This window comes from Pseudomonas sp. LBUM1641 (assembly GCF_059716235.1).
Genome location: NZ_CP166815.1, coordinates 4,964,735 through 4,991,334 on the forward strand (window position 1 = coordinate 4,964,735; position 26,600 = coordinate 4,991,334).

The 26,600-nt window shown below is 61.9% G+C and carries 28 protein-coding genes; 18 read left to right on the forward strand and 10 right to left on the reverse strand.

Translation table 11 applies throughout. The features are described 5' to 3' along the window. Window positions 1-91 precede the first annotated feature (91 nt). Window positions 92-1,000: a LysR family transcriptional regulator gene (locus tag ACA046_RS22705; protein ID WP_497675025.1), complete on the forward strand. Its 909-nt coding sequence runs from the start codon at window positions 92-94 to the stop codon at window positions 998-1,000. On the opposite strand, the gene ACA046_RS22710 is transcribed toward ACA046_RS22705, so the two are convergent. The 3 genes from ACA046_RS22710 to ACA046_RS22720 all read right to left on the reverse strand — a co-directional run bounded on the left by ACA046_RS22710 (window position 993) and on the right by ACA046_RS22720 (window position 4,496). Next, window positions 993-2,801, reverse strand: coding sequence for an aminopeptidase P family protein (locus ACA046_RS22710; protein ID WP_497675026.1), 1,809 nt, complete (start codon window positions 2,799-2,801; stop codon window positions 993-995). The genes ACA046_RS22705 and ACA046_RS22710 overlap by 8 nt on opposite strands. Window positions 2,802-2,837: 36 nt before the next feature. Further along, window positions 2,838-3,998 carry a cysteine desulfurase family protein gene (locus ACA046_RS22715; RefSeq protein ID WP_076016650.1) on the reverse strand — a complete coding sequence of 387 codons (1,161 nt, stop codon included), beginning with the start codon at window positions 3,996-3,998 and terminating at the stop codon, window positions 2,838-2,840. Window positions 3,999-4,226: 228 nt separating this feature from the next. After that, complete coding sequence (locus ACA046_RS22720; RefSeq protein WP_497675027.1) at window positions 4,227-4,496, reverse strand: hypothetical protein; 270 nt, start codon at window positions 4,494-4,496, stop codon at window positions 4,227-4,229. Between the two features lie 397 nt (window positions 4,497-4,893). Between ACA046_RS22720 and msuE the strand changes: the two genes are divergently transcribed. From msuE to ACA046_RS22740, 4 genes are read left to right on the forward strand one after another with little or no spacing between them, the layout of a single operon-like run. After that, window positions 4,894-5,457 carry an FMN reductase gene (msuE, locus tag ACA046_RS22725; protein ID WP_017476818.1) on the forward strand — a complete coding sequence of 188 codons (564 nt, stop codon included), beginning with the start codon at window positions 4,894-4,896 and terminating at the stop codon, window positions 5,455-5,457. Window positions 5,458-5,466: 9 nt separating this feature from the next. Continuing rightward, window positions 5,467-6,612, forward strand: coding sequence for an FMNH2-dependent alkanesulfonate monooxygenase (gene ssuD, locus ACA046_RS22730; protein ID WP_459022631.1), 1,146 nt, complete (start codon window positions 5,467-5,469; stop codon window positions 6,610-6,612). A 47-nt stretch (window positions 6,613-6,659) separates the two neighbouring features. Further along, window positions 6,660-7,847 carry an acyl-CoA dehydrogenase family protein gene (locus ACA046_RS22735; RefSeq protein ID WP_497675028.1) on the forward strand — a complete coding sequence of 396 codons (1,188 nt, stop codon included), beginning with the start codon at window positions 6,660-6,662 and terminating at the stop codon, window positions 7,845-7,847. A gap of 11 nt (window positions 7,848-7,858) precedes the next feature. Then, window positions 7,859-8,962 (forward strand): sigma-54 interaction domain-containing protein, encoded by a 1,104-nt coding sequence (locus ACA046_RS22740; RefSeq protein ID WP_076016647.1) that lies wholly within the window; start codon window positions 7,859-7,861, stop codon window positions 8,960-8,962. Here the strand turns inward: ACA046_RS22740 and ACA046_RS22745 are convergent. Then, entirely contained in the window at window positions 8,954-9,316 is a 363-nt protein-coding gene (locus tag ACA046_RS22745) for an antibiotic biosynthesis monooxygenase (protein WP_258346997.1), read from the reverse strand. The genes ACA046_RS22740 and ACA046_RS22745 overlap by 9 nt on opposite strands. 90 nt (window positions 9,317-9,406) lie before the next feature. Here ACA046_RS22745 and soxR point away from each other — a divergent pair, with 90 nt between their 5' ends. The 5 genes from soxR (at window position 9,407) to ACA046_RS22770 (ending at window position 13,927) form a co-directional block, all read left to right on the forward strand. Beyond that, window positions 9,407-9,847, forward strand: coding sequence for a redox-sensitive transcriptional activator SoxR (gene soxR, locus ACA046_RS22750; protein ID WP_497675029.1), 441 nt, complete (start codon window positions 9,407-9,409; stop codon window positions 9,845-9,847). A 90-nt stretch (window positions 9,848-9,937) separates the two neighbouring features. Further along, entirely contained in the window at window positions 9,938-10,399 is a 462-nt protein-coding gene (locus ACA046_RS22755; RefSeq protein ID WP_497675030.1) for a VOC family protein, read from the forward strand. Between the two features lie 258 nt (window positions 10,400-10,657). After that, on the forward strand, window positions 10,658-11,533 hold the full coding sequence (locus ACA046_RS22760) for an alpha/beta fold hydrolase (RefSeq protein WP_497675031.1): 876 nt from the start codon (window positions 10,658-10,660) through the stop codon (window positions 11,531-11,533). Window positions 11,534-11,631: 98 nt separating this feature from the next. Further along, a complete protein-coding gene (gene dctA / locus ACA046_RS22765; RefSeq protein WP_003207293.1) occupies window positions 11,632-12,936 on the forward strand; it encodes a C4-dicarboxylate transporter DctA in 1,305 nt (434 codons plus the stop codon). Between the two features lie 76 nt (window positions 12,937-13,012). Further along, a complete protein-coding gene (locus tag ACA046_RS22770; protein ID WP_201124923.1) occupies window positions 13,013-13,927 on the forward strand; it encodes a LysR substrate-binding domain-containing protein in 915 nt (304 codons plus the stop codon). Here ACA046_RS22770 and ACA046_RS22775 read toward each other — a convergent pair. The 3 genes from ACA046_RS22775 to leuC form a co-directional block, all read right to left on the reverse strand. Further along, window positions 13,908-15,143, reverse strand: a complete 1,236-nt coding sequence (locus tag ACA046_RS22775) for an MFS transporter (protein WP_497675032.1) — start codon at window positions 15,141-15,143, stop codon at window positions 13,908-13,910. The two genes, ACA046_RS22770 and ACA046_RS22775, sit on opposite strands and share 20 nt — an antisense overlap. A 189-nt stretch (window positions 15,144-15,332) precedes the next feature. After that, complete coding sequence (gene leuD, locus ACA046_RS22780; RefSeq protein WP_459022641.1) at window positions 15,333-15,947, reverse strand: 3-isopropylmalate dehydratase small subunit; 615 nt, start codon at window positions 15,945-15,947, stop codon at window positions 15,333-15,335. Continuing rightward, entirely contained in the window at window positions 15,944-17,365 is a 1,422-nt protein-coding gene (leuC, locus tag ACA046_RS22785) for a 3-isopropylmalate dehydratase large subunit (protein ID WP_497675033.1), read from the reverse strand. The genes leuD and leuC overlap by 4 nt, the downstream gene beginning before the upstream one ends. Window positions 17,366-17,616: 251 nt before the next feature. Between leuC and ACA046_RS22790 the strand changes: the two genes are divergently transcribed. Genes ACA046_RS22790 through ACA046_RS22825 form a run of 8 tightly spaced genes read left to right on the forward strand, consistent with a single transcriptional unit; the run spans window position 17,617 to window position 23,770 of the window. Next, on the forward strand, window positions 17,617-18,819 hold the full coding sequence (locus ACA046_RS22790) for a PepSY-associated TM helix domain-containing protein (protein WP_459022643.1): 1,203 nt from the start codon (window positions 17,617-17,619) through the stop codon (window positions 18,817-18,819). Beyond that, window positions 18,816-19,355 carry a PA2404 family protein gene (locus ACA046_RS22795; RefSeq protein WP_459022644.1) on the forward strand — a complete coding sequence of 180 codons (540 nt, stop codon included), beginning with the start codon at window positions 18,816-18,818 and terminating at the stop codon, window positions 19,353-19,355. The genes ACA046_RS22790 and ACA046_RS22795 overlap by 4 nt, the downstream gene beginning before the upstream one ends. Next, window positions 19,352-19,681 carry a hypothetical protein gene (locus tag ACA046_RS22800; RefSeq protein WP_459022645.1) on the forward strand — a complete coding sequence of 110 codons (330 nt, stop codon included), beginning with the start codon at window positions 19,352-19,354 and terminating at the stop codon, window positions 19,679-19,681. Before ACA046_RS22795 ends, ACA046_RS22800 begins: the two co-directional genes overlap by 4 nt. Next, on the forward strand, window positions 19,678-20,238 hold the full coding sequence (locus ACA046_RS22805; RefSeq protein WP_497675034.1) for a DUF6162 family protein: 561 nt from the start codon (window positions 19,678-19,680) through the stop codon (window positions 20,236-20,238). Before ACA046_RS22800 ends, ACA046_RS22805 begins: the two co-directional genes overlap by 4 nt. A 25-nt stretch (window positions 20,239-20,263) precedes the next feature. Further along, window positions 20,264-21,184, forward strand: a complete 921-nt coding sequence (locus ACA046_RS22810) for a metal ABC transporter substrate-binding protein (RefSeq protein WP_459022647.1) — start codon at window positions 20,264-20,266, stop codon at window positions 21,182-21,184. Then, entirely contained in the window at window positions 21,181-21,927 is a 747-nt protein-coding gene (locus ACA046_RS22815) for a metal ABC transporter ATP-binding protein (protein ID WP_497675035.1), read from the forward strand. The genes ACA046_RS22810 and ACA046_RS22815 overlap by 4 nt, the downstream gene beginning before the upstream one ends. Continuing rightward, entirely contained in the window at window positions 21,924-22,823 is a 900-nt protein-coding gene (locus ACA046_RS22820) for a metal ABC transporter permease (protein ID WP_497675036.1), read from the forward strand. The genes ACA046_RS22815 and ACA046_RS22820 overlap by 4 nt, the downstream gene beginning before the upstream one ends. Continuing rightward, window positions 22,823-23,770: a metal ABC transporter solute-binding protein, Zn/Mn family gene (locus ACA046_RS22825; protein WP_497675037.1), complete on the forward strand. Its 948-nt coding sequence runs from the start codon at window positions 22,823-22,825 to the stop codon at window positions 23,768-23,770. The genes ACA046_RS22820 and ACA046_RS22825 overlap by 1 nt, the downstream gene beginning before the upstream one ends. Window positions 23,771-23,919: 149 nt before the next feature. Here ACA046_RS22825 and ACA046_RS22830 read toward each other — a convergent pair whose 3' ends face one another. The 3 genes from ACA046_RS22830 to ACA046_RS22840 form a co-directional block, all read right to left on the reverse strand. Then, on the reverse strand, window positions 23,920-24,144 hold the full coding sequence (locus ACA046_RS22830) for an MbtH family protein (RefSeq protein WP_003209001.1): 225 nt from the start codon (window positions 24,142-24,144) through the stop codon (window positions 23,920-23,922). Between the two features lie 80 nt (window positions 24,145-24,224). Continuing rightward, complete coding sequence (locus tag ACA046_RS22835; protein WP_497675038.1) at window positions 24,225-25,625, reverse strand: aspartate aminotransferase family protein; 1,401 nt, start codon at window positions 25,623-25,625, stop codon at window positions 24,225-24,227. 180 nt (window positions 25,626-25,805) lie between these two features. After that, window positions 25,806-26,573: an N-acetylmuramoyl-L-alanine amidase gene (locus ACA046_RS22840; protein ID WP_497675039.1), complete on the reverse strand. Its 768-nt coding sequence runs from the start codon at window positions 26,571-26,573 to the stop codon at window positions 25,806-25,808. Window positions 26,574-26,600: the final 27 nt, after the last annotated feature.

Consider the following 26,600-nt stretch of genomic DNA (forward strand, 5'->3'; position numbering starts at 1 on the left):
AGTGAACGCCATGATGTCCCGGCCCATTCATGCCGATAAGGCGCAAAATCGCTATAGTGACCATGCTAATAAGGCATGAATTGGTAGCCCCATGGATAAGCTCAACGCAATGGCCATTTTCGTCCGGGTGATCGAGCGCGGGAGTTTTTCTGCGGTAGCCCGGGAGCTGCAGACCACTCAGCCAACCATCAGTAAAGTACTGCGTGCCCTGGAAACCGAACTGGGAGGCAAGCTGATTTCCCGCAGCACTCGCAAACTCTCCCTGACGGATGAAGGACAGCGCTACTACGGGCACTGCCGCCAAATCCTCGCGGCGGTGGATGCCGCGGAGCACAGCTTCCAATCCGGCAAGGAAGCGGTTGCCGGGCCGTTACGCATCGGCTCATCGGTCAGCTTCGGACGCCTGCACATTGCTTCGCGCCTGGCGGGATTTCTCGAACGATACCCGCAGGTAAACATCGACCTGCAACTCAACGATCAGAATCAGGACCTGGTCAGCGAAGGTCTGGACGTTACCCTGCGCATCGGCGAGCTACGCGACAGCGGCCTGATCGCCCGGCAGATCAGCACCACCCACCGAGTCACCCTCGCCAGCCCGGCCTATCTGGCCCGACACCCTGCACCGCAAACCCCGCAAGATCTGGCCCAGCACAATTGCCTGCTCTTCAACTTGCTCAGCAGTCAGAACCAATGGGTTTACGAAAAGGACGGGATGCGACACAGCGTCAAGATCATGGGCAACGCCCAGAGCAATAACTCCGAGGCCGTACGCGAGATGGTATTGGCGGGGCTCGGCATTGCGCTGTCGCCCCTGTGGTTGTTCTTTGATGACCTGACGGCCGGCCGAGTGGTTGCCGTACTACAGGACTACACCCCGCAGTCGCTTCCGATTCACGCCGTTTCGGCGCCGAATCGTCGCCAGTCCGCCCGGGTCAAAGCCTTTATCGACTACATGGCCGATGCCTTGACCCAGGCGCCCGAGCTGCAGCCCCTCAGATAGCGGCTGTACGCACCTGCAACCATTCCAGTGCCGCGCCACTGAGCAGCGGGCTCAGGCGCTCACGGACTTGCGCATGGTAGTCGTTGAACCACTGGCACTCTTCCACCGTCAGCAGCGAAGGCTCCAGGCAGCGGGTATCGATCGGGCACAGGGTGAGTGTCTCGAACTTGAGGAACTCGCCAAACTCGGTCTTGCCCGCTTCACGGTTCAACACCAGGTTCTCGATGCGTACGCCCCAACGGCCCGGACGGTAAGTGCCCGGTTCGATGGACGTAATCATGCCCGCCTGCATCGCCGTTTGCGGCGCAGCGACGGCTTGGTAGGCGATCACCTGCGGACCTTCATGCACATTTAGGAAATAACCTACGCCATGGCCGGTACCGTGGCCGTAGTCCACGCCTTCAGCCCAGATCGGAGCGCGAGCGATGGAGTCCAGCAGCGGCGAAAGAATCCCCTTGGGGAAATGCGCGCGGGACAACGCGATCACACCCTTGAGCACACGCGTGCAATCGCGCTTCTGCTCTTCGCTTGGCGTGCCGATAGGCACCATCCGCGTGATATCGGTCGTGCCGCCCAGGTACTGGCCACCCGAGTCGATCAGCAGCAAACCATCGCCTTCGATCAGCGCGTGCTCTTCTTCAGTCGCGTGATAGTGCGGCATCGCACCGTTGGCGTTGAACGCGGCAATCGTATTGAAGCTCAACGACACATAACCCGGACGACGGGTACGGGCCGCGGTCAGGTGTTCATCAATGGTCAGCTCGGTGATGCGTTCGCGACCCAACGCGCTGTCGAGCCAGGCGAAGAATTCGCACAGGGCCGCACCATCCTGCTCCATGGCCTGACGAATATGCTCGGCGTCCGCCAGGCTTTTGCGCGACTTGGCCAAGGTAGTAGGGTTCAGGCCTTCGATCAGCGTCACGCCACTGCCGAGGTTTTCCAGCAAGCCAGCGGTCACCCGTGCCGGGTCGACTTGCACACTGGCGCCCGAAGGAATGTCCTTCAAAGCCGCCGCAACGTCGCTGTAATCCCGCAGGGTCACGCCATCCTGTTCCAGCACGGCGCGAAGCTCGGCGTCGACCTTGCTCAAGGCCACAAACAACGTCGCCTGCTGCTGGCCAATCAAGGCAAAGGATACAAACACCGGGTTGAACGAAACGTCACCGCCGCGCAGGTTAAACAGCCAGGCAATGTCGTCCAGGGTCGCGATGAAATGCCAGTCGGCGCCTTTCTCCTGCAGGCTGGAACGCAAGGCGGCGAGTTTTTCGCCACGGCTCACGGTGGCCTGCGGCGGCAAATGCTGATAGATCGGCTGGTTCGGCAACGTCGGACGGTCTTGCCAGACTTCATTCAACAGGTCGATGTCCGTACGCAAGCGTGCACCACGTGCCTCCAGCTTGCTGCCCAAGGTACGTGCCGATGCAACGGCCATGACCGCGCCATCCACAGCCACCACACCGCCTTCCGGCGTCTGTTCCGCCAGCCACTCCAGCGGTCCGGGCTGGCCGGGTTGCAGCTTGACCAACTCGATACCACTGCCTTTGAGTTCCTTGGTCGCCTGTTCCCAGTAACGGCTGTCGGCCCACACACCGGCAAAATCAGCGGTGACAATCAGCGTGCCCACCGACCCATGAAAACCCGACAACCACTGACGGCCCTGCCAGTAACCCGGCAGGTATTCGGACAAATGCGGGTCGGCCGACGGCACCAACAGGGCATGAATACCCTCGCGGCTCATCAGTTCGCGGGTGCGCGCCAGGCGCTGGGGAACCGTTCCATGGGTCAAAGGCTGTGTGCTCATCGTGTCTCCTGCTAACCACTAATAATTGTTATGGGGTCAAACGGCCCAGAAAGCCGGTGCGCTGGCCAGTGCGGCCTTGATCAGCTGAACCGCCTGATCGATGTCCTGCTCGGTGGTAAACCGCCCGAGGCTCAAGCGTATGGTGCGACCTGCGCTGCGGGCATCATGGCCCAGTGCCAGAAGCACATGGGACGGTGCATTGCTCGCCGAATTGCAGGCCGAAGTAGCCGAGAAGGCAATGCCCGCGCTCAACGCGGCGGAATTGAACTCACCCTCGCTGAACGTCAGGCTCAAGGTATGGGGAATACGTTGGGTAAGACTGCCATTGAGGCGCACCCCGGCAATCGTATTCAGCTGTTCCAGCAAGCGCTCGCGCAGGGCAACAATGGTCGCCTTTTCTTCAGCAAAGGACGCTGCCGCCAGTGCGAACGCCGTGCCCATGCCGGCGATCTGGTGAGTCGCCAGGGTTCCGGAACGCAAGCCGCCTTCATGGCCACCGCCGTGAATCTGCGCCAGCACTTTCTGCTGCGCACGTGGGCCGACGTACAGCGCGCCAATGCCCTTGGGGCCATAGAGTTTGTGGGCGGAAAATGACATCAGGTCCACCGGCCACTCAGCCAGGTCAATCGCGACCTTACCGGCGCCCTGCGCCGCATCCACATGAAACAAAGCACCGTGTTCACGCACTCGCGCGCCAATCGCCTGGATATCGTTGAGGGTGCCCAGCTCGTTGTTCACCAGCATCAGCGATACCAGGAAGGTGTCCTCACGCAACGCTTCGCTCACCGCCTCGACGCTGATCAAACCCTCGGCGTCCGGCACCAGGTACGTCACCGCAACCCCGGCTTCCTGCAGCTGGCGGGCGGTGTCGAGCGTGGCCTTGTGTTCAATCTGGCTGGTGATGATATGCCCACCGGCCACGCCCCGCGCCTGGGCGACGCCCTTGATGGCGAGGTTGTTGGACTCGGTGGCACCGGAGGTCCAGACGATCTGTGCCGGCTCCGCGCCAACCAGTTCGGCCACTTGGCCCCGCGCCTGCTCAACCGTTTGCCGGGCCTGTTGGCCGAACGCATGGGAACTGGACGCAGGGTTACCGAAGTTGGCGTTGAAGCCCAGGCACTCGACCATCACCTGGATGACCCGCTCATCCACCGGCGTGGTGGCGGCGTAGTCGAAATACAGCGGACGTTTATTCATGACGTTAAAGACTCGCAGAGCATGTTCCCGAGAACAACGTCTCAGGGGCAGCGATCAGGAAGGAAGATGGTTTACCTGATTCAGTGCCGTTAAAGAAAGACCACTTTATTTAAAAGTGCGTAGGAACGCTCCTGAAATTCAGCTTAACAGGCTCCGGGAAACGGATGGCAAACAAAAAGCCCGAGGTTCCTGTGGGAAACCTCGGGCTTTTCAGACCTCGCCACTGACTCAACCGGGGCGACCGTGCAGCGTCATGCCGCGCTCGGCATTCATTTCACCCTGACGGTCGAAACCGAAGGTTTTCTGTGGCAGGCCGGTCAGCTCGGCTTTCTTCTGTTGGTATTCATCAAACGACAGGCCTCGACGGCTCAGGGCTTCCAGCGCCAGCTCCTTGCTCTCCTCAGCCGAGTAGGCACGCAGTTCAGGCGACGAATGTGTCGCGCAACCGGCAAGGACTGAGGTGACAAGCAATACGGAAATGGCGAGAAAACGGTTCATGGCGAAGGTCCTGCGAAACGGGTTGAAGTCAATGAGCACAGGCTACTCCCGCCCCTGCACGGTGAAAAATCATCAGCCGTGATAGTCGCTATCAACCTTCGCGACCCCCGTGATAGTCAATCCGCATATTCCATACAGATCTATAAATATGGAAATACGTTCATTTACGGAATAAACACAACCCTCTATAAATGGCTTCAACGCTCACGCCACTGTTCGCCTGGAAACTGTTGCCCAGGCAACAGTCATTCAACAAAACACCAGGCAGACAACACCGTCATTTTCCAACACCTGGCCCACAACCCGCGCCAGTCAAGGCCTGCGCAGCTTGGTACAGCTCTTGCTCAAGCCCTGCTACTGCTCTTGCCCTGAGCCACTGTTGAAAAAGGAACTGTTGATGACCCGTCCACTGAATGTCGTTGCCCTCTCCGGCGGAACCTGGCGCCCGTCCCGCACCCTGGTGTTGACCCAGGCGGTGCTGGCCGAACTGGCCAATCAATTGCCGATCCAGACCACCCTGATTGAACTGGGCGACATTGCCCGGCCACTGGGCGGCGCACTGTCCCGCCAGGAATTGCCCGCCGATGTCGAGGCGCAACTGCACGCCATCGAACAGGCCGACCTGCTGATCGTCGCCGCGCCGGTGTATCGCGGTTCCTACCCTGGCCTGCTCAAGCACCTGTTCGACCTGGTCGACCTCAACGCCCTGATCAACACCCCGGTGTTACTGGCGGCCACCGGCGGCAGTGAACGCCACGCGCTGGTACTCGATCACCAGCTGCGCCCGCTGTTCAGTTTCTTCCAGGCCCTGACTTTGCCGATCGGCGTGTACGCCACTGAGGCCGACTTCACCGACTACCAAATAACCAGTGAGCCCTTGAAGGCCCGCATTCGCCTTGCTGCAGAACGCGCCGCGCCGTTGTTTGCCGCGCATCCCACCTCTCTGCTGAAAATCGCTTAAGGATTTGTCATGGATGTTTTCTGGTTTCTGCCTACACACGGTGACGGCCATTACCTGGGCACCACCCAAGGCGCTCGCCCGGTCACCCTCAACTATTTGAAACAAGTCGCCCAAGCCGCAGACAACCTCGGCTACCACGGCGTGCTGATCCCCACCGGCCGCTCCTGCGAAGACTCCTGGGTGATCGCCTCGGCGCTGGTGCCTTTGACCGAGCGCCTGCGCTACTTGGTAGCGATTCGCCCGGGGATCATTTCGCCGACCGTCTCCGCACGCATGGCCGCCACCCTAGACCGCCTGTCCAATGGCCGCCTGTTGATCAACGTGGTGACCGGCGGCGACCCCGACGAAAACCGCGGCGACGGCAGTTTCCTCGATCACAGCGAACGCTACGAAGTGACCGACGAATTCCTCAAGATCTGGCGCCGCGTGTTGCAGGGAGAATCGGTGGACTTCGAAGGCAAACACCTGCGGGTGCAGAACGCCAAGGCACTTTACCCACCGGTGCAGAAGCCGTATCCACCGCTGTACTTCGGCGGTTCCTCCGACGCCGCCCACGACCTCGCCGCCGAACAAGTCGACGTGTACCTGACCTGGGGTGAACCACCGGCTGCCGTCGCCGAAAAACTCGCCGATGTGCGTGAGCGCGCCGCCCGCCACGGGCGCACCGTCAAATTCGGGATTCGCCTGCATGTGATCGTGCGCGAAACCGAAGAAGACGCCTGGAAGGCCGCCGCCAAACTCATCGAACACATCAGCGACGAAACCATCGCCGCCGCGCAAAAATCCTTCTCGCGCTTTGACTCCGAAGGCCAGCGGCGCATGGCTGCGCTGCACGATGGGCGCCGCGACAACCTGGAAATCGCCCCTAACCTGTGGGCTGGCGTCGGCCTGGTGCGTGGTGGCGCGGGCACGGCCTTGGTGGGCAACCCCCGGCAAGTCGCCGAGCGGATCAAGGAATACGCGGACCTGGGCATCGAAAGCTTCATCTTCTCCGGCTACCCGCACCTGGAAGAGGCGTATCGCTTTGCCGAACTGGTGTTCCCGCTGCTGCCGGAACCCTACGCGAGCCTGGCCGGGCGCGGCGTCACCAACCTCACCGGACCGTTCGGCGAAATGATTGCCAACGATGTCCTGCCGGCAAAAGCCAAGGCCTGACTTGCCGTCTGCCGGGGTACGCCCCGGCACACCATGAGGAATCCCGCGTGACAGCCAAACCCAACAGCGTCCTGCCCTCACCGTTGCAGACAGCCAAACTGCTGGCCGCCGAATTCGCCCTCACCGCCGTCGAACGCGACGAGCGCGGCGGCACACCCAAGACCGAACGTGACGCCCTGCGCCAAAGCGGCTTGCTGGCCCTGAGCATCCCCACCCAATACGGCGGCCTCGGCGCCCGGTGGAGCGAGACCCTGGAGATCGTGCGCGAATTCGCCAAGGTCGACAGCTCCATCGCCCACGTCTTCGGCTTTCATCACCTGATGCTCGCCACCGTGCGGCTGTTCTCCCGCCCGGAGCAATGGCAACCCTGGTTCGAACAGACCGCGCGCAAAAACTGGTTCTGGGGCAACGCCCTCAACCCGCTGGACACGCGCACGGTGGTCAAGGCCTTCGGCGGCTGGCGCGAGTTTTCCGGCAAGAAAAGCTTCTGTTCAGGCGCCAGCGACTCGGAAATGCTGATCGCCTCGGCAGTGGATGAAAGTGCCGGCGGCAAGCTGCTGATCGCGGCCATCCCCAGCGGGCGCAGCGGCATCACCTTGCACAATGACTGGAACAACATTGGCCAACGCCAGACCGACAGCGGCAGCGCCAGCTTCGAACGGGTACGCGTGGAGGAGTCGGAATTACTCCTCGATCCCGGCCCGCTGAGCACACCCTTCGCCTGCCTGCGCCCACTGATCGCCCAGTTGACCTTCACCCACATGTTCCTCGGCATCGCCGAAGGCGCTTTCGAAGAGGCAAGAAATTACACCCTGACCGAAACCCGGCCCTGGCATAAATCCACGGTGCAGGACATTCGCCAGGACCCGTACGTGCTCAACCACTACGGCGAATTCTGGGTCGCCCTTGAAGGCGTGCGCCTGCTGGTAAAGCGTGCCGCCGAGCTGCTGGACCAGGCCTGGGCCAAGGGCCACAGCCTCAGCGAAAGCGAGCGCGGCGAACTGGCCATTGCCATCGCCACGGCCAAGGTCGCCGCCACCCGCAACGGCCTGGAACTGTGCAGCCGCCTGTTCGAAGTCACCGGCGCGCGTTCCACCCACGCCTCCCTGCGCCTGGACCGGCACTGGCGCAACCTGCGCACACAAACCTTGCACGACCCGGTGGACTACAAACTCCAAGAACTGGGGGACTGGGCGTTGAACCAGTCCCTGCCGACTCCCACGTTCTACTCCTAGAAGAGGTGCCCATGCAGCTTTTAACCCTACCGCCCTCGCCCGCGCTTGCGACCTCGATCCGCGCCACCGCTCAGGTCTTCGAAGACCCGAAATCCCAGGCGCTGCTGGCGCACATCCAGCAAGTCGCGCCCAGCGAAGCCAGCGTGCTGATCATCGGCGAAACCGGCACCGGTAAAGAGCTGGTGGCGCGCCATATCCACAATCTCAGCGCGCGGCGCAACCGACCGTTCGTGGCGGTAAACTGCGGCGCGTTTTCCGAATCCCTGGTGGAAGCCGAGCTGTTCGGCCATGAAAAAGGCGCCTTCACCGGCGCCCTCGGCGCCAAGGCCGGCTGGTTCGAGGAGGCCGATGGCGGCACCTTGTTCCTCGATGAAATCGGTGATTTGCCGATGGCCATTCAGGTCAAGCTGCTGCGAGTGCTCCAGGAGCGCGAAGTGGTGCGCCTGGGCTCACGCAAAAGCATTCCCATCGACGTGCGGGTATTGGCGGCCACCAACGTTCAATTGGAAAAAGCCATCAACGCCGGGCATTTCCGCGAAGACCTGTACTACCGCCTCGACGTGGTCAGCCTCGAACTCAGCCCATTGCGGGATCGGCCCGGCGATATCCTGCCACTGACCCGACACTTTATCGAAGCCTACAGCCAGCGCCTGGGTTACGGCCCGATCACCATCAGCCGCGAGGCCGAGCAGAAACTCAAAAGCTACAGCTGGCCGGGCAATATCCGCGAGCTGGAAAACGTGATTCATCACACCCTGCTGATCTGCCGCAACGGCGTGATCGAACGCGACGACCTGCGTCTGTCGAACATGCGCATCGAGCGTCAGGACGACAGCCAGCACGGCATCGACAACAGCGCTGAAGCCCTGCTGGAACGCGCCTTTCAAAAACTCTTCGAGGAACAGGCCGGGGCCTTGCATGAAAAGGTCGAGGATGCGCTGCTACGCGCCGCCTACCGCTTCAGCCATTACAATCAGGTGCACACCGCCAACCTGCTGGGCTTGAGCCGCAACGTGACGCGTACGCGCTTGATCAAGATCGGCGAGCTGGCAGTGAACAAGCGCCGCCCCGGCGAGAACGTGCAGGGCGAGCGCATGTTGCACCTGTCAATTTAGTCGGCAGTGCAAAGCGTTGTCATGGCTGCGCTCGATACTGCGCAGCACCTGAAACGAACCAAAGGTCACCGCCGTGGCCTGGTGGGCGCGTATCAGCGTCCAGAAATCTTCCTCACCGTGCTCAAAACACTTGAAGGCCGCCTCACCGTCCTCGCGGGAGCGCCATTGCAAGTAGCTGAGCACCCGGCGTCCATCATCGCTGACCTGCACGCTGGCATTGATAAAGCCGCCATGGCCCTGGGCCAAACGCTCGCTTTGGGATGACAGGGCGGCTACCAACGCGGATTGCTGCTGAGGTTCGATCTGGAACTCGACCATCTGGGTAAAACTCAGACTCTTCTCTAATACCTGCATGAACAATCCCCTCTCACTGTAGGCACAATCTTGCGATTCGATGCCACGCAGGGTAAAACCTCTAGTTAAGTCAAGGTCAAGGGCTATTTCATGGTCACCAAAGAACTCACCGTCGGCCAATTGGCGGCTCGCAGCGGCGTGGCCGTCACCGCCCTGCACTTCTACGAAACCAAGGGCTTGATCAAGAGCAGCCGCAACGCCGGCAATCAAAGGCGCTACTCGCGGGACGTGTTGCGCCGGGTGGTGGTAATCAAGATTGCCCAGCGTTTGGGCATCCCCCTGGCGACGATCCATGAGGCGCTGCAAACCCTACCCGATGGCCGCACGCCTAACGCTGCCGACTGGGAGCGCCTGTCTGCAATGTGGCGCGAAGACCTGGACCAGCGCATCGACAAGCTGATGCTGCTGCGGGACAAACTCAATGGCTGCATTGGCTGCGGGTGTCTGTCGCTGGAGGCGTGCCCGCTGCGCAATCACGACGACGTACTTGGTGAACGCGGGCCTGGCGCTCAGCTGTTGGAGCCCAGCTAGACGCCCCTCGTCGGCATAGCCCAAACCCTTGATTGGCGTGGCCTATAGTGAAAAGGCCGTCCCTCCATAACCACAATCAAGGAGAACGATATGAGCGTTAAACCCATTCCCGAGGGCTATCACAGCATCACGCCGTACCTGGGTATCGAAAAAGCCGCTGAAGCCATCGAGTTCTACAAGAAAGCCTTCGGCGCCACCGAAGTCATGCGCCTGGACATGCCCGACGGCAAGATCGGCCATGCCGAACTGCGCATTGGCGATTCGGCGATCATGATGGCCTCACCCTGTGGCGAGATGTCTTTTGGCAGCCCGGGAAAAGAACATCCCAGCGTGTGCCTGCATCTGTATGTGCAGGACGTCGACCAACAGTTCGCCCAGGCGATCAAGGCTGGCGGCACGGCGATCTCAGAACCCAAGGATCAGTTTTACGGTGACCGCTCAGGGACGCTGAAAGACCCGTTCGGGCATGTGTGGTTTTTGGCCACGCGCAAGGAGGATTTGACCGAGGCGCAGGTTCGCCAGCGTGCCGAGGAGATGTTCAAACAAGGCTAGAACCTTGCATAAACCCCGTGGCGAGGGGGCTTGTCCCCCGTTGGGCTGCGCAGCAGCCCCCAAAAAAAGCGGGAGCGCTTCGCACTCCAACGGGGGACAAGCCCCCTCGCCACAGGTAAGCCTGACCTCAGCAAAAGCCTGACCAGAGCCAGAAAGCCGGCTTCAACACACTTCATGAACAACCCCTCCACGCTTTCCCCCTTGCCCCGAGCGCCGTGTGATTTCAGGATGCAGGCAATCATCACAAGGAGTCATTCCATGTTCGCCGGATTCCAAAAAGACCAGCGCCACGTCAACGGTGTGGACATCTGCTACCGCAAAGGCGGCACAGGTCCTGGCCTGCTCCTGCTGCACGGGCACCCGCAGACCCACGTCATCTGGCACAAGGTCGCCGAGCAACTGGCCGAACACTTCACCGTGGTCGCCGCCGACCTGCGCGGTTACGGCGACAGCAGCAAACCCGCCGCCAATGACCAGCACACCCACTATTCCAAACGCGAAATGGCCCGCGACGGCGTCGAGCTGATGAAGGCCGTGGGCTTCGATGAGTTCTCGGTATTGGCTCACGACCGTGGTGCCCGCGTCGCCCATCGCCTGGCCCTGGATCACCCCAAGGCTGTACAGCGCATGGTCCTGCTGGACATCGCACCGACCCTGTCCATGTACGCCCAGACTGACGAAGCCTTCGCCCGCGCGTACTGGCACTGGTTCTTCCTGATCCGCCCGGCGCCCTTGCCCGAGAGCCTGATCGAAGGTAACCCTGAGCTATACCTGCGCAGCGTCATGGGCAGCCGCAGTGCCGGGCTCAAGCCGTTCACCGACGAAGCCTTCGCCGAATACCTGCGCTGCCTGAAACTGCCCGGCACCGCCACCGGCATCTGCGAAGACTACCGCGCCGCTGCCGGCATCGACCTTGAGCACGACCGCGCCGATATCGACAAAGGCAATCACCTGGAACTGCCGTTGCTGGTGATGTGGGGCGCCGAAGGCACCGTCGGCCGCTGCTTCGAACCCCTCAAGGAATGGCAGAAAGTCGCTACCGACGTACGTGGCAAGGCCCTGCCGGCCGGCCACTATATCGCTGAAGAAGTCCCTGAGCTGTTGCTCGGCGAAGTCCTGACCTTCCTTCGCTGAGCCTTTATGCACCGCTGATCTGACCGCTCCCGCCCCGCAGGCTTGAAACAGCCTGCGACGGGAGCTGCTTGCCCAAAAAACGTCTCGAGATAATAAAAATGACAATCAGAAAACTGCTGGGAACCCTGTATGTGCAGGTGATCATCGCCATTGTGCTGGGCGTGCTGATCGGCAACCACTGGCCCCAGGTGGGCATCGACCTCAAGCCGTTGGGCGACGGCTTTATCAAGCTGATCAAGATGATCATCGGCCCGATCATCTTCTGCACGGTGGTCTCCGGCATCACCAGCATGCACGACGTAAAGCAGGTGGGCCGCGTGGGTGGCAAGGCGTTGCTGTACTTCGAGATCGTCTCCAGCATCGCCCTCGTAATCGGCATCCTCGCTGCGCACCTGCTGCACCCGGGCGTGGGTTTCAACATCGACGTGAAGACCCTCGACACCTCGGCCATCGCCGGTTTCGTCGGCCAGGCCGAACACGGCGAAGGCGTCACCGGGTTCCTGATGCATGTGATCCCGACGACCTTCTTCGACGCTTTCTCCAAAGGCGAAATCCTGCCGGTACTGTTTGTATCGGTGCTGTTTGGCCTCGGGCTGGTGATGATCGGCGAGAAGGGCCGGCCCCTGGTGGGCGTGATCAACCAGGCCAGCGAAGTGTTCTTCCGTATCGTCGGCATGATCAGCCGCGTCGCACCAATCGGTGCGTTCGGGGCGATCGCCTTCACCATCGGTAAATACGGCCTGGGCTCGCTGCTGCCGCTGTTGAAACTGGTGGGCACGTTCTACGTCACCGCGTTTTTCTTCGTCGCCGTGGTGCTGGGCAGCATTGCCCGGTATGTGGGGTTCAGCATCTTCAAGCTGCTGACCTACATCAAGGCCGAGCTATTGATCGTGCTGGGCACCAGCTCATCCGAATCGGCCCTGCCGCAACTGATCCAGAAACTCGAAAGCCTCGGCGCATCCAAAGGCGTGGTGGGGATCGTGGTGCCCACCGGCTACACCTTCAACCTGGATGGCACCAACATCTATATGACCCTGGCGGTGCTGTTCCTGGCCCAGGCGACCAATATCGACCTGACGCTGGAGCAACAACTGACACTGCTGGCGGTGGCGATGCTCACCTCCAAAGGCGCGGGTGCGGTGGTGGGTGCAGGTTTTGTCGCGCTGGCCGCGAGCCTCGCGGTGGTGCCCACGGTGCCGGTGGCGGCGATGGTGCTGATCCTGGGTGTCGACCGCTTCATGGCCGAGTGCCGTTCGCTGACCAATATCATCGGCAACGCCGTGGCTGCGCTGGTGGTGGCCGCCTGGGAAGGTGAACTGGACCGCGAGAAAATGGCCCCCATCGCCCTCAAGCATGGCCGCCATGCGCGGGCCGCCGCACAGGCGAAGATCGCTGCCGAGTGAGCGCACCACCGGGCGGACCTTATGGCTTGCCCATCCGGTGCTATTCTGGCGGCTCATGCCGCCACGCCTGCTTCTGATGACTAACAAGAAAGATACCGTGCCCCTACCTGAAGACCTGCGGGTATTCCTGACTGTGATCCGCAAGGCCGGCTTTGCTGCGGCTGCCGATGAGCTGGGGTTATCCCCGGCCTATGTCAGCAAGCGTATCCAGATTCTCGAAACCACCCTTGCCACTCGCCTGCTGCACCGCACCAGCCGCCGCATTGCCCTGACCGAGGACGGTGAACGGGTGCAGCGCTGGGCCGTACGTATTCTCGAAGATTTCCAGCAGCTGTCCGACGAGCTTTCCGACGCCCACGACAGCCCCCGTGGCCATCTGCACTTGTGCAGCAGCTTTGGCTTCGGCCGCAACCATGTGGCGCCGGCCCTGTCGTTGCTGGCCGAACAGTACCCGGACCTGGAAATCCGCCTGGACCTGTTCGACCGGGTGGTGGATATCGTCAGCGAGGGTTTCGACCTGGAGATCCGCGTAGGCGATGACATTCCCGGCCAACACATCGGCCGCCGGCTGGTGAGCAACCGCCGGGTGCTGTGTGCGGCGCCCGCCTACCTCGAACGCCGTGGCACACCGCAGCACTTGAGTGACCTGGAACAGCACGATTGCCTGGTGCTCAAGGAGCGGGACAACGCGTTTGGCATCTGGCACCTGGAGCGTGATGGCGTGCAGGACAGCGTGCGTGTGCGCGGGCCGCTGTCATCCAACAATGGCGAAATTGTTTTGCAATGGGCCCTCGACGGGCGCGGGGTGTTGCTGCGTTCGATGTGGGATGTGAAGCCGCTGCTGGAACAAGGGAAACTGGTGCAGGTGCTGCACGACTACACCCAGAGCGCCAACGTGTGGGCGGTGTACCCGACGCGGTTGGCGTACTCCGGGAAGTTGCGGGCGTGTGTGGAGTTTTTGCAGGAGCACTTCAAGGGGTTGTCGATCTGACGCCCCGGTGAGCCCTGAATCCCATCCATAACCCCATGACCACCAGGGCGCTTAACGGCAGCCCATGGAACAACACAATCACCTGGGCCGGCGTCCACGTCAGGTAGAACGGCCCGACCACCAGCATGCCCACGCCGAAGCCGGCCATCTGGATCAGGGTCAATAAACTGAACAGCGGCAGGCGCAGGCTATCGGGCTCATTCTGGGCCCGGGAGATAAGGGCCACCTCGGACACACCGTCCCCCAGCCCGGCCCACACCACCAGCATCAATGCCAGCCAAAGCTCGGTTTGCTGGAAGGTCAGGATAAAGCCGCTGGACATCAGCGCTACGCCGGCCATGAACAGGCGCTCCATGCCTGGGTTGCCACGGTTTTTTAAAACCGCACTGGCCAGGCGCGCGCCGACGAACTTGCCACAGGCCCACACCGCCAGCAGATAACCCATGACGGTTTTTGCGGTATCGGGAGAAATGTACTGGGACAGGACCGGCCAGCCGACGTTATGGGCGGCGCTGCCAAGCGTATCGAGCATGCTGATCAGCAACATGGCGGCCAACACCGGCGCGCCCCGTAGTCCTTTCTTCAGCTCATGCCATTCCGCCGAGAGCCCCCGATGCACGGCAATGGCGGCGGAGTAAAGCCCGCGCAGCGGCAGAATCAGGCAAGCAGCGACGACATAGGTGCCGATGTTGACGGCAAACACCGCTTCAAATCCACCGGTGGCGATCAACAGTCCGGACAGCAAACTGCCGAAGACCGCACCGGTAGCGGCTGCTGAAGTAATCCACGCATTGGTGGAAACGCGGTGCTCCAGCGCGACCCAGGTCGGCAACTGACTGTTGAGGCCAATGGCAAACAGCGAATTGCACAAGCCGATCCCGAAGGCGATGAAGGGCAGAACGCTGAGCTGATGGGCCGGGATCAACAGCAGCAGCGGCGTCAGCAGCAGCGCCCGGGCAAGGTCCAGCCCGGCTAATGTGCCACGCCCGGCAAAGCGCCTGAAAAATGGAATGCCAAACAGGCTCGCGACAATACCGCCGGTGACGCGGCATGCCAGGAAGAAACTGACAAACACCACGCTTTGGCTGAGCCAATAGACGTAGGTGGACAAGGCCACCATGTTGAGGAACGCGCCGAAATCCGAAACGCCCCTGGCGAAGATTATCAGCCGGGCGTTTCGGGTCGAAAGCGCGAACTCGGGATTGCGGTTACACACGCTGAAATTCCTTTTTCCGTGACGGGCCAACCTCCTTGTCGCGCCCCACTTAAGCCCACAGGTCTTGAAGTGTCAACTTGTAGGCGCTGAATCACCGCGGTGCACCTGCGAGAACGCAGCGCCTGCATCGCAGCCTCGCTAAAGCTCGACAGCTCCCACGATTAATCCTGCTTGCCTTGAGTAAGGTCGTCAGTTGAGCCAGGGATTGGCCGCCAGGTGCTCGCGCTCAAACGACTTGATCTGCTCGCTGCGCTGCAACGTCGTGCCAATGGCATCCAGCCCCAGCAACAACGCTGTCTTGCGCAACGTATCAATCTGGAACGCAATCACCTGCCCGTCCGCCAATCGAATCTCCTGCGCCTCAAGGTCCACGCTGATCTGCGCCTGCTCGGGCTGGCTGACGGTCTGCCCCAATCGCTGCAACACCGCCTCCTCCAACGTGATCAACAACACCCCGTTGCGCTGGCAGTTGTCATAGAAAATCCCGGCAAAGCTGCTGCCGATCAGCGCGCGAATGCCCATCTGCTTCAAGCCCCACACCGCATGCTCCCGGCTGGAACCACAGCCAAAATTCGGCCCCACCACCATAAAGCTCGCGCCCTGCCAGGCTGACTGGTTCAACACAAACTCCGGATTTGGTTCGCCCGACGCCAAAAAGCGCAAATCAAAGAACAAACCGCGATCCAGCCCGTTACGGTCGATGCCCTTGAGAAACTGCTTGGGCATGATCACGTCGGTGTCGATATTGGCCGCGAGCATCGGCGCGGCCCTGCCGGTGATCCGGGTGAAAGGTTGCAGGCTCATGTGCGGTCTCCAAAGTGGCGAATGTCCGTCAGGCGGCCGGTGATGGCGGCGGCTGCAACCATGGCCGGGCTCATCAGATGTGTGCGGGCTCCCGCACCCTGGCGGCCTTCGAAGTTGCGGTTGGTGCTGGAGGCGCAGCGGTCGCCCGCCTCCAGCACGTCGTCGTTCATTGCCAGGCACATCGAGCACCCGGACTGACGCCATTCAAACCCGGCCTCGATAAAGATCGCAGCAAGGCCTTCGGCTTCGGCCTGGTCACGCACTTCGGTGGAACCCGGCACGATCATCGCCCGCACATGGTCGGCCACGTGCTTGCCGCGCACCACGCTGGCGGCGTCGCGCAGGTCTTCGATGCGGGCGTTGGTGCAGGAGCCGATAAACGCGTGGCTGATGACGATCTCGCTCAGCGGCATGCCAGCTTCCAGGCCCATGTAGTTCAAGGCGCGGCGCATGTCCTGGCGCAGGATCAGGTCGCTGACGTCATGCGGGTCTGGCACGCGGGCGCCGATGGGCGCGGCCTGGTCGGGGCTGGTGCCCCAGGTGACCATCGGCTCCAGGCCGGTGGCGTCCAGTTGCACTTCGAGGTCGAACACCGCATCGGCATCCGAGTGCAGTTGGCGCCAGCCCACCAGAGCGTGCTCCCACAACTCGCCCTTCGGCGCGCGGGGTTTGCCCTTGAGGTAGGTGAACACTTTTTCGTCCGGCGCCATGAAGGCGCCGCGGGCGCCCGCTTCCACCGCCATGTTGCAGATGGTCATGCGCGCCTCGACGCTCAGGGCATCGATGGTCGAACCGCAGAACTCAATGGCGTAGCCGGTGGCTCCCGAAGCGCCGATCTTGCCGATCAGCGCCATGATCACGTCTTTGGAAGTCAAACCGTGGGCCAGTTCGCCGTCCACGGTCACGCGCATGCTTTTCAGGCGCTTGTAGACCAGGGTTTGCGAGGCCAGCAAATGCTCGATTTCCGAGGTGCCAATGCCAAAGCCGAACGCGCCCAAGGCTCCGTAAGTGGTGGTGTGGCTGTCGCCGGCGGCGATCACCATGCCCGGCAGGATAAAACCCTGCTCCGGGGCGATCACATGTTCGATGCCCTGGCGCTTGTCGAGAATATCCAGCAGCTCAATCCCGAAGTCACGGCAGTTTTCCGCCAGGTACGACACTTGGCGTGCGCCGCCCGCATCCGGCATGGTCGCGATGCGCTTGGGCGTGGTGGGGTTCACATGGTCGACCACCGCCAGCGCCGTGCCGGGGCGCCATACGCCACGCCCCGCCTCGCGCAAGCCGCTGAAGGCTTGCGGGCTGGTGTATTCATTGATCACCTGGCGGTCGATGTACAGCAGCACATGGCCCTGGTCATCCAGGCGGCACACCGTGTGGGAGTCAATGTGTTTGTCGTAGAGGGTTCTGGCAGAAGTCATTATTGGGCTCGCTCAACGGTATGACCCCATCATAGGCAGCGCCCCCGCCCCATCAATCCCGCCTTGGTGATGACTCGGAACATGTTTCGTGTTGCATGAATGAGTATCTGAAACATTTACTTTCATATCCGCCTTAGGGTTTTGCGTTTCTCATCCGTCTTAACTTAGATACAGCCGCTCGCGTCAGCAAAAGCTACGGGCGGCGTTTTCCGGGCCTTTACTGCCCCCCTCCGATCAAGACCCTCATTCACATGTCGAAGAAGTCACGCTCAAAACTCTGGTTTCTCGTGCACAGCTGGCTGGCATTGCCCATCTGGTTCTTTGTGCTGATCGTCTGCGTCACTGGCACCCTGGCGGTGGTCAGCCAGGAAATCGTCTGGCTAGCCAACCCGGACATCCGCGCCAGCAAGCCGTCGGACGATGCCGAACTGCTCAGCTACGAACAAGTCATCGAGGCCATGAACCGCGCCGAGCCGCAGACCATCGTCAAATCCCTGAGCCGCCCCGACGAGTCGCATTTCGCCCTGACCTCGAACGTGGCCTATCCCGACGGACGAACCGTAGAAGTGTTTGTCAACCCCTACACCGGGGTGATCCAGGGGATCGCCCCGGCGTTCGACTTCCAACAATTCACCCGCGCACTGCACGGCTGGTGGCTGGTGCCGTTCACCAACGGTTTCAGTTGGGGCTGGTACCTGGTCTCGTTGCTGGGTTTGCCGCTGCTGGCCTCGCTGGTTACGGGCCTGGTGGTCTACAAGCGTTTCTGGAAAGGCTTTTTCAAGCCGACCCTGCGTTTCAACCATGGCGCGCGAATCTTCTGGGGTGACTTTCACCGATTGAGCGGGATCTGGTCGATCTGGTTTATTGCAGTCATTTCCATAACCGGCACCTGGTTTCTGATTCAGGCGATTCTCTTCGATAACCAGATCTCGATTTCCAGTGAACCAATTGTCCCGGTGATCACCCGGGACAAGGTGCCACTGTCCAGCACGGGCGTGCGCGCGCCGATGATTCCTCTAGACGAGGCAATCGACATCGCCACCCAGCGCATTCCAGGCCTGGAAGCCAGTTTCGTCAGCCTGCCGGCGACGGCCTATAGCCATTTGATGATTGGTGGCCGGGGCTGGTACCCACTGATGTACCAAACCGCGCAAATCAACCCTTACAACGGCGAAATCGCCGCCTCGCACCTGCTGTCCGACCGCTCCGGCCTGGAGTTCGTCACCGAATCCATGCGCCCGCTGCACACCGGGGATTTTGGCGGACTGTGGATCAAGATGATCTGGTTTTTCTTCGGTCTGGTACTGAGCATGATGGTCTTGAGCGGTCTGCTGATCTGGAGCAAACGCACAGCGCTGGCCACGCTCAACGCACTCAAGCGTAGCGCCAAGGTGCGCCGGCAACCGCTGGAAAATCCGCTTGGACAGGCTGAAACCACGGAGGGCAACCGATGAACAAGGCCACGACGATTAACCCGCCCTCTCCCCTGCATGCCTTCTGGCTAAGGTGGCGCTTCCACATCAATATCCTGCTGATTTTGGTGCCCCTGGGCTTTATGCCCAAGTACTTTGCCGACGCCGCGCTGTTTCGCGGTGACAGCGGTCTTGGCGAGCGGGAGATAGGCGAAGTGCAGGTCGGCCCGTGGAGCGTGAAGCTCGCCGAACTGCGTAACGAGGCCCCGCGCCCCGACCCGGCGGGGCCGATGAAATCCTTCAATGCCGCCCTGTGCGCCACTTGCATCGACCAGGTCAAGGCGACCTACCTGCGCATCGGCAAGCCTCGCAGCCTGCGGGCCGCCGGGGTGATCTTCTTCGGCACACCGTATCGCATGGGCGCCATGCTGCCGATCCCCGAACGCACCCCACTGGACGCCGAAGTGTGGATCACCATGGAAGGCTGGGACGGCGCCATGCACCAGGCTTCCATTCCCTTGAGCCAGGCATCGCCGGCCACCATCGACTGGCTGAAAAAACGAGGAGTTAAACCATGACTTTGCCGCAACTGGCCCGCACCGTTGGCGCGCTGATCCTCAGTGCCGGCTTCAGCACCGTTGCCCTGGCCCACAACCCGATGTGCGAATGCAAGGAAATCCCCGGCGAGCAGATCCAGTGCACCGGCGGTTTCTCCGATGGCAGCGGCGCCCCCGGCGTGACCCTGGACGTGATCGGCTACGACGAGACCATCCTGGTGCCCGGCAAGCTGGGTGAAGACTCGAAGCTGACCTTCAAGAAACCCTCCGCCGAGTTCTACGTATTGTTTGATGCGGGCCCCGGCCACGTTGTGGAAATCGACCAAGCGGATATCCAGCCCCAATGAGCCGTACAACCCAAGTCGTGCGCCCTGCCGGTGCCGGCCACGAAACCCTGTATGTCCTGCTGTTGTGCCTGATCATCCTCGCCGTTGCCGGCACCGTGGTGGCCATGCGCGGTGAAAGCCAGGAGATCGCCGCCGTGCCCAGCCACCAACTAGACGCCCGCCGCGACCTCAGCGCCGCCGAGCAAGGCATCTATGCCGACCTGCGGGTGACCCTGGATGAAATCCACTTGCTGCAGGAGGAACACAGCGCCCTGCCGACGCCTGAACAGCTGGCCGAAGAGGGATTCGCGCCCTTCGCCCAGGACGCCAGCTCGGTGAGCCGCGGCGACCACCGCTGGCAGTTGCTGGACGCGGCCTACCTGGGCCTGAGCCAGACACCGGACCTCAGCGGTTCGTTGTTGATGCGCATCCGTGGTGCCGAGCCGGATATCTGGCTCAACCGCAGCGCCAACCTCACCGCCCCCACCGACCTCACTGACCAGGCGCTGATCAGCGCGGGCTGGCAGCAAGTGGTCGCGCAATTCGATGCCGGTGTCACCCGCCAGCATCGTCATTGAATTCACGCTGTAGCGAGAGAAGACCATGTCTATTTCATCTCCATTATTACGCCTGGTGCTGGTCGGCCTGATTACCGTGCTGCTGGCCCCATTCGCGAGTGCCGACCCTGCCAAACGCCTGCGCATCGGCATCACCCTGCATCCTTATTACAGCTACGTGGCCAATATCGTCGGGGACAAAGCTGAAGTCGTGCCGTTGATTCCGGCCGGCTTCAACCCCCACGCCTACGAGCCCCGTGCCGAAGACATCAAGCGCATTGGCACCCTGGATGTGATCGTGCTCAATGGTGTCGGCCATGACGATTTCGCCGACCGCATGATCGCCACCAGTGAGCGCCCGGACATCCCGGTGATCGAAGCCAACGCCAACGTGCCGCTGCTGGCCGCCACCGGCAACGCCGCGCGCGGTGCCGGCAAGGTGGTCAACCCGCACACCTTCCTGTCCATCAGCGCCTCGATTGCCCAGGTGAACAACATTGCCCGGGAACTGGGCAAACTCGACCCGGACAACGCCAAGACCTACACCCAGAACGCCCGCGCCTACGGCAAGCGCCTGCGCCAGATGCGCGCCGACGCCCTGGCCAAACTCACCAGCGCACCCAACCCCGACCTGCGGGTGGCTACGGTGCACGCGGCGTATGACTACCTGCTGCGGGAGTTCGGCCTGGAAGTCACTGCCGTGGTGGAGCCGGCCCATGGGATCGAGCCGAGCCCCAGCCAGTTGAAGAAAACCATCGACCAACTGCGGGAGCTGGACGTGAAAGTGATTTTCTCGGAGATGGACTTCCCGTCCAGCTACGTCGACACCATCCAGCGTGAATCCGGGGTGAAGCTGTACCCGCTGTCGCACATCTCCTATGGCGACTACAGCCCTGAAAAGTACGAAGTGGAAATGACCGGCAACCTCAATACCGTGGTGCGGGCGATTCAGGAGTCCGGGGCATGACGGCGGCTGAACACTTGAGCGTGGCCAGCGTTGGCCCGACCCTCGACTTCAAAAATGTGGCACTGACCCTGGGCCGTACCGTGATCCTCGACGCGGTGAGCTTCCAGGTCCAGCCCGGCAGTATTCATGCGCTGGTGGGGCCCAACGGCGGCGGAAAAAGCTCGCTGATCAAGACCTTGCTGGGGCAAACGCCGCACCAGGGCCAATTGAGCCTGCACTGGCCGGAGGCACCCGGCACCATCGGCTACGTGCCCCAGGCGCTGGAGTTCGACCGGGGCTTGCCGATGACTGTCGACGATTTCATGGCTGCGATGTGCCAGCGGCGTCCGGCCTTTCTCGGGTTGTCCAAACACTACGCTGCCGCGATTGGCGACGCACTGGAGCGGGTCGGCATGCAGGACAAGCGCAAACGGCGCATGGGTGCCCTGTCGGGTGGTGAACGCCAGCGCGTTCTGCTGGCACAAGGCTTGATCCCGGCGCCGCAATTGCTGGTGCTGGACGAACCGATGTCGGCGCTGGATGAAGCCGGTATCCAGGTGTTCGAGCGCTTGCTGAGCGACTGGCGCCAGGCCGGGATCACCGTGCTGTGGATCGAACACGATCTGGAAGCCGTCGGCCGCCTGGCTGACCGCGTCACCGGGCTGAACCGCCGCGTGCTGTTCGACGCCACGCCCAAGGAGGCGCTGACCCCGGACCGCCTGCTGACCCTGTTCTCCACCCACCCACGGAGCCCGGCCTTATGAGCTACGAAGCCTTTCGCTTGATGGTCCAGGGCTGGGCGTCTTCCGGGTATTTACCGGAAGCACTGGCCTATGGGTTTGTGGTCAACGCGCTGCTGGCCGGGCTGCTGATCGGCCCGGTGCTGGGCGGTTTGGGCACCCTGGTGGTGGTCAAGCGCTTTGCGTTCTTTTCCGAAGCCGTGGGCCATGCCGCACTGACCGGCGTGGCCGTGGGCATTCTGCTGGGTGAACCCTACACCGGGCCTTACGGCAGCCTGTTTGGCTACTGCCTGTTGTTCGGGATCCTGCTCAACTACTTGCGCAACCGCACCGGCCTGGCGCCGGACACCTTGATCGGCGTGTTCCTGTCGGTGTCCCTGGCCCTGGGCGCGAGCCTGCTGCTGATTCTGGCGGGCAAGATCAACGTGCACATCCTTGAAAACGTGCTGTTCGGCTCGGTGCTGACAGTGAACGGCAATGACCTGCTGGTGCTGGCGATTGTCGGCTCACTGGTGATGGCCCTGGCCCTGCCGCTGTACAACCGCATCATGCTGGCCAGCTTCAACCCGCAACTGGCGGCGGTGCGCGGGGTAGCGGTGAAAACCCTGGATTATCTGTTCGTGATCCTGGTGACGCTGATCACCGTTGCGGCAGTCAAGGTCATCGGCGCGATCCTGGTGGGTGCGTTGCTGGTGATTCCGGCGGCCGCCGCACGCCTGTTGAGCCAGTCGCTCAAGGGGTTCTTCTGGATCTCGGTGGTGATTGCCACCGTCAGCACCCTGTGCGGGATCCTGCTGCCAATCATCTTCGACCTGCCGATTCCGTCCGGTGCCGCAATCATTCTGGTAGCTGGTATCGCCTTCGCCCTCGCCGCCATCGCTCGCGGCACGCTCCCCAGCCTGAAAGGGAATCTTGGATAATGCGCCCGATTTTTCGACCACTGCTGCTGGCCCTGGCAATCGCCACACCGGCGTTCGCTGCCGACGGCGTCAAGCCGTTGCAGATCACCGCCAACCAAGGCGTTGGCCATGCCGCCCTGAACAAGGCCCACGGGTTAAAGCCGGTGAAAGTACTCGCCGCACTGCCGATTACTTACGGCCTGGCGCAGGTGCTGCTCAAAGGCACCGATGTGCAACTTGAACGCGCGGCACCGGCCAACCTGCCCGGCTCGCGGCAAGTCGCCTATTTCACCGGGCGCGGTGCGCAGGCATTGAACACCCTGGCGCTGGACGCCGACGCGGCCATCGGCCTGCGCTCGTTGTGGCCGGATGACCCGCTGTATCCGGTGGCCCGGCGCAGCAATATCCGCATCATAGAAGTCGACGCTGCCCGCCCGGTGGACGGTGGTTTACCGGGGATTGCCGTGCAGCCGGGCGCCATCGACGGTTTGAACAGCCAGCCGTGGCAAGCGAGCAACAACATGGGACGCATGGCCGATGTGATGGCCGCCGACCTGAGCCGCCTGGCACCCGAGGCCAAGCCGCAGATCGAGGCCAACCTGGCCGGCCTCAAGCAACGCCTGCTCAAGCTCACGGCCGACAGCGAGGCGCGACTGGCCAAGGCCGACAACCTGACGGTGGTCAGCCTGAGCGATCACTTTGGTTACCTCGTCAGTGGCTTGAATCTGGAGCTGGTCAGCACCGATGCGCGGGCTGATACCGAATGGACACCCGAGGCGTTGCAACAACTGACTGCAAGCTTGAAGGAAAATGAAGTAGCCGTGGTGTTGCATCATCGCCAGCCAAGCGATGCAGTGCAGGCAGCTGTTGCGGCGGGCGGGACGAAGTTGCTGGTGCTGGGCACCGATGGCGGCGACCCGGTGGCAGAGCTGGAAGGCAATGTGGATCAGGTGATCAAGGCCCTTTAACGCGCCTCTCACAGGCGAAACACAGTAAATGTGGGAGCGGGCTTGCTCGCGAAAGCGGTGTGACAGTCAATACAGACAGTGACTGACACGACGCCTTCGCGAGCAAGCCCGCTCCCACATTGGGTTCTATGTGATGCCCGAGACCTGGCTCAGCCCGCCAACGCCTGGCTGTCCATCTTCTGGCGCAGGCTCAACGGACGCATGTCGGTCCACACTTCTTCGATGTAGGCCAGGCACTCTTTCTTCATCCCGCTCTTGCCCACGGTGCGCCAGCCTTCCGGCACGGCCTTGTAGTCGGGCCAGATGGAATATTGTTCTTCATGGTTGACCACTACCTGAAACAGGATGTCTTCGCGGTCGAATACTGAGGTCATTGCTGTTCTCCGTCGGTGTAAGGCTGGCTGCGCACCACGCACAGCTGATGTAAGAAAGAACGTGCCAGCCCGGTAAAAAATTAGAGGCTGGCGACCGCTGCCGCCAGGGCGCGACCAAATATCTCGGCCACACGGTCGATTTCTGCGGCGGTAATCACCAGCGGCGGCAGGAAACGCACAACGCTGCCATGGCGCCCGCCCAGTTCGAGAATCAACCCGCGCTTGAGGCATTCGCGCTGTACCAGTGGCGCCAGGTGGCGATGCACCGGCGGGTGGCCCTGGGTATCAGGCACACCGGCGGGGTCCACCAGTTCCACCCCGAGCATAAGCCCACGGCCACGAATGTCCCCCAACTGCGGGAAGTCGCGCTGCAGGATGCGCAGGTGTTCGCCGAGGCGCTCGCCCATCGCCGCCGCGTGGGCGGGAATGTCGTGATCCTTGAGGTAGCGCATCACCGCCGACCCGGCGGCCATGGCCATCTGATTGCCACGGAAGGTCCCGGCATGGGCGCCTGGCAACCAGGTGTCGAGCCAGTCGCGATACACCACCACCGCCAGCGGCAGGCTGCCGCCGATAGCTTTGGACAGCACCACCACGTCCGGGACGATGCCGGCGTGTTCGAAAGCAAACATCTTGCCGGTACGACCAAAGCCGCTCTGGATTTCGTCAACGATCAGCGCCACACCGGCTTGTTCGGTAACACGGCGCAGGCCACGCAGCCAGTCGAGATCGGCCGGGATCACGCCGCCCTCGCCCTGCACCACTTCAACAATCACTGCTGCCGGCAGCAAAACACCGGCCTCGGGGTCGTTGAGCAGGTTTTCCAGGTAATGCAGGTTGACCTTGACCCCTTCCGCCCCACCCAGCCCGAACGGGCAACGGTAGTCGTAGGGAAACGGCAGGAATTGCACGCCATTACTGAGCAAGGCACCCAGCGGCTTTTTCGGCCCCAGGCTGCCCATCAGGCTCAGGGCGCCCTGGCTCATGCCGTGATAACCGCCCTGGAATGACAACACCGTGCTGCGGCCGGTGGCGGTGCGCACCAGTTTCAGCGCGGCTTCTACCGCATCGGTACCGGTTGGGCCGCAGAACTGGATCTTGGCTTCCCGCGCCAACGCCGGCGGCAACAGGCCGAACAGGTCCTGCACAAACTGATCCTTGACCGGCGTGGTCAGGTCCAGGGTGTGCAACGGCAATTCATCGCTCAACACCTGGCGAATGGCCTCGATCACCACCGGGTGGTTATGCCCCAGCGCCAGCGTGCCGGCACCGGCCAGGCAGTCGATAAAGCTGCGGCCTTCGACGTCCTCGACGTAGATCCCGCGGGCGCGCTTGAGCGCCAGGGGAATGCGCCGTGGGTAGCTGCGGGCATTGGATTCCTGCTGGCGCTGGCGGGCCAGCAGCGGGGTTTCGTCGAACTGGTAGAGCGTTTCCGCAGGGACCGCTTGGGTCTCTTCAATACGGCTGGTAGCGACTGACATTTCCAGATCCCTCAATACGCTGATGATGGTGACCAAACTGCCAACCCGTTGGCGTCTGGCCCAAGGGCAACGCACGGATTTCCTGTTCTGGAAACGCATCAGCGAGGGGAGGATTTACACCCACAGAGTTAAAACCCACATTTACGCCAGTCTATCCCCACAGGAATGTGGGAAATACCCTCATAGTCCTGTGTACTTTTCATTCAAGGCATACAGAATCGCGCAGGTCTGCGCATCCAGCCGCCCGCTGTAGTCAGAGGGCCGAAAATGCATCTGGAACGCACGGACACGCTGCTGGAAACCCAGGCGATTTTTCGCCGGGGCATAACCGTAGCGCTGGAACGCCCGCTCCACTTCAACCTCTGGCGGCAGGCCGATGTCGAACCGGCGTTGATAGGCCATCTTGGCCACCTCTTCATACCAGGCCCCCACGCCCGCCTCGAACAGGCAGCGCCATGGCAAGCGGGGGCCGGGGTCGCTCTTGCGCCAATAGGAAATGTCGGAATGCCCGAGGATGTCGGTAGGACCGATCGCCGGGTAACGCCCCTGAATGTCGCGAATCAGGGCAATCAACACGTCGATCTGTTCAGGGCCATACGCGGGAAAGGTAAACACACCGGCTTCATCCCGGGCCTGATTGACAATTTCAATCCCGATCGAGCGGCTATTCAGGTTCTCGCGCCCGGCCCAGTGGCTGGCGCCGGCATGCCAGGCGCGCTGCGCTTCATGCACCAGGCGGAACACCCGCAGTTCGTCGTAGCCGGCGGCGCGGTAGCTGGCGTCATGGGGATCAGGCAACAGGTAGTGCGCACTGACACCGTCACGGGTCAGCGTACGCAATGACGAAGCAAAAGGCGCGGCGGTGTAATGCACAATCACCTGGCGCACGGCTTCGCCATTGCGCTGGTTAAAGTCTTTTGCGGGAAACGTGGAATCGATGACCAACATAGGCGCTGTCCTTTTCAACACAGGCTG

Excerpts from the sequence above, each read along its gene's own strand:
- ACA046_RS22720 (WP_497675027.1), bottom strand. The coding sequence starts at position 4,496 with ATGAACCGTTTTCTCGCCATTTCCGTATTGCTTGTCACCTCAGTCCTT.
- ACA046_RS22760 (WP_497675031.1), top strand. The coding sequence starts at position 10,658 with ATGTTCGCCGGATTCCAAAAAGACCAGCGCCACGTCAACGGTGTGGAC.
- ACA046_RS22740 (WP_076016647.1), top strand. The coding sequence starts at position 7,859 with ATGCAGCTTTTAACCCTACCGCCCTCGCCCGCGCTTGCGACCTCGATC.
- leuC (WP_497675033.1), bottom strand. The coding sequence starts at position 17,365 with ATGACTTCTGCCAGAACCCTCTACGACAAACACATTGACTCCCACACG.
- ACA046_RS22830 (WP_003209001.1), bottom strand. The coding sequence starts at position 24,144 with ATGACCTCAGTATTCGACCGCGAAGACATCCTGTTTCAGGTAGTGGTC.
- soxR (WP_497675029.1), top strand. The coding sequence starts at position 9,407 with ATGGTCACCAAAGAACTCACCGTCGGCCAATTGGCGGCTCGCAGCGGC.
- ACA046_RS22770 (WP_201124923.1), top strand. The coding sequence starts at position 13,013 with ATGACTAACAAGAAAGATACCGTGCCCCTACCTGAAGACCTGCGGGTA.
- msuE (WP_017476818.1), top strand. The coding sequence starts at position 4,894 with ATGACCCGTCCACTGAATGTCGTTGCCCTCTCCGGCGGAACCTGGCGC.
- ACA046_RS22790 (WP_459022643.1), top strand. The coding sequence starts at position 17,617 with ATGTCGAAGAAGTCACGCTCAAAACTCTGGTTTCTCGTGCACAGCTGG.
- ACA046_RS22710 (WP_497675026.1), bottom strand. The coding sequence starts at position 2,801 with ATGAGCACACAGCCTTTGACCCATGGAACGGTTCCCCAGCGCCTGGCG.
- ACA046_RS22755 (WP_497675030.1), top strand. The coding sequence starts at position 9,938 with ATGAGCGTTAAACCCATTCCCGAGGGCTATCACAGCATCACGCCGTAC.
- ACA046_RS22820 (WP_497675036.1), top strand. The coding sequence starts at position 21,924 with ATGAGCTACGAAGCCTTTCGCTTGATGGTCCAGGGCTGGGCGTCTTCC.
- ACA046_RS22840 (WP_497675039.1), bottom strand. The coding sequence starts at position 26,573 with ATGTTGGTCATCGATTCCACGTTTCCCGCAAAAGACTTTAACCAGCGC.
- ACA046_RS22800 (WP_459022645.1), top strand. The coding sequence starts at position 19,352 with ATGACTTTGCCGCAACTGGCCCGCACCGTTGGCGCGCTGATCCTCAGT.
- ACA046_RS22705 (WP_497675025.1), top strand. The coding sequence starts at position 92 with ATGGATAAGCTCAACGCAATGGCCATTTTCGTCCGGGTGATCGAGCGC.
- ACA046_RS22810 (WP_459022647.1), top strand. The coding sequence starts at position 20,264 with ATGTCTATTTCATCTCCATTATTACGCCTGGTGCTGGTCGGCCTGATT.
- ACA046_RS22835 (WP_497675038.1), bottom strand. The coding sequence starts at position 25,625 with ATGTCAGTCGCTACCAGCCGTATTGAAGAGACCCAAGCGGTCCCTGCG.
- ACA046_RS22805 (WP_497675034.1), top strand. The coding sequence starts at position 19,678 with ATGAGCCGTACAACCCAAGTCGTGCGCCCTGCCGGTGCCGGCCACGAA.
- ACA046_RS22815 (WP_497675035.1), top strand. The coding sequence starts at position 21,181 with ATGACGGCGGCTGAACACTTGAGCGTGGCCAGCGTTGGCCCGACCCTC.
- ACA046_RS22715 (WP_076016650.1), bottom strand. The coding sequence starts at position 3,998 with ATGAATAAACGTCCGCTGTATTTCGACTACGCCGCCACCACGCCGGTG.
- leuD (WP_459022641.1), bottom strand. The coding sequence starts at position 15,947 with ATGAGCCTGCAACCTTTCACCCGGATCACCGGCAGGGCCGCGCCGATG.
- ACA046_RS22745 (WP_258346997.1), bottom strand. The coding sequence starts at position 9,316 with ATGCAGGTATTAGAGAAGAGTCTGAGTTTTACCCAGATGGTCGAGTTC.
- ACA046_RS22795 (WP_459022644.1), top strand. The coding sequence starts at position 18,816 with ATGAACAAGGCCACGACGATTAACCCGCCCTCTCCCCTGCATGCCTTC.
- dctA (WP_003207293.1), top strand. The coding sequence starts at position 11,632 with ATGACAATCAGAAAACTGCTGGGAACCCTGTATGTGCAGGTGATCATC.
- ACA046_RS22825 (WP_497675037.1), top strand. The coding sequence starts at position 22,823 with ATGCGCCCGATTTTTCGACCACTGCTGCTGGCCCTGGCAATCGCCACA.
- ssuD (WP_459022631.1), top strand. The coding sequence starts at position 5,467 with ATGGATGTTTTCTGGTTTCTGCCTACACACGGTGACGGCCATTACCTG.